We start from the raw sequence: 1188 nt of genomic DNA on the forward strand, positions 1-1188 counted from the left end.
TCGTAAATTGCAATAATAACTTGAACACTTTTGTTTAGGCTGTTTGATAGATGCGATCTAATTCTCTTTCAAAGATTTCATCTGGTGTATGATAAGCCAAGATCTTTCTTGGCAATGAATTGCACCAAGTTTCAATGTCAATGATTTGTTGGAGAGAGTAGTTATGAATATAGTCACCTTTAGGAATGAATCTGCGAATAAGGCCATTATGCCTCTCTACAGTGCCTTTATCACAAGAAGTATATGGATGAGCATAATAAACTAGTGATTTGGAAATATCTTCCAGCTGAGATAGATCCGCAAATTCAGAACCATTATCAGTCGTAATAGTTTTAAAGATATCGTTCCAATGCTCGCTGTATTGCTTGCGCAGACTTTTAAAGGCATTCATTACACTAGCAGCTGTTTTATCTGGGATTTTAATAATTAGGAACTCACGGCTCATGCGTTCAGACAAAGTTAGCAGCACTTCGTCGTCCTTGGTCTTATGGCCTAAAACAAGATCACATTCCCAATGCCCAAACACATCACGCTTATTAACTTCCTGTGGTCGTTGTTCAATACTGCGGCCTAGCTTCTTCTTATTTTTACGAATGCGATGAATTTTGGTATTGCGCTTGAGTTTCTCTGGCAAATCATAGTTATGGATGTTTAACAAGCCTTGATCGACATAATTATAAAGCGTCCTGGTGCAGACAATATCGTTGCTGGTAAATTCCCCTACAGCAGTGCAGCGATTACTGCAGGCGTCGAGCGACCAGCCATCTTCAAAAAAGTGCTGTTGGACGTAATCAATAAACTTATGCTTCTTAAGAAAATCCGATTTGCGTCCACAGTATCGACGATTGTTTTGATAAACACTCTGACCTTGTTGGGCTTTATAACGTTTAACTTTACCGTGATACAGCTTAACAGCCCCTCGTTTGATCTCATAGTGAATTGTACTAGGGGAACAGCCAATTTCTCGAGCGATGGAACGCAAAGAACAATGATCTTTCAAACGAGTTTGAATAATAACCCGCTCTTCAAGCGATAGATGTGTTCCTTTTTTACGCTTGTCCATGATAGAATGTAGTGAGTCCATTTTGACCTCCATAGATGTTTTTGTGGTTATTAACATTCTATCAAACAGGTCCAAATGGACTTTTTATTTTCTATCAAGTGTTCAATTTAATTTTACAATCGGCG

The 1188-nt window shown here is 38.6% G+C and carries 1 protein-coding gene; it reads right to left on the reverse strand.

The window, feature by feature from the left end; all coding sequences use genetic code 11:
- Positions 1-34: 34 nt before the first annotated feature.
- Positions 35-1084 carry an IS30 family transposase gene (locus CP370_RS09090; RefSeq protein WP_013438435.1) on the reverse strand — a complete coding sequence of 350 codons (1050 nt, stop codon included), beginning with the start codon at positions 1082-1084 and terminating at the stop codon, positions 35-37.
- Positions 1085-1188: the final 104 nt, after the last annotated feature.

The sequence above is a fragment of the Lactobacillus sp. UMNPBX19 genome (assembly GCF_002553805.1).
Lineage (GTDB): Bacteria > Bacillota > Bacilli > Lactobacillales > Lactobacillaceae > Lactobacillus.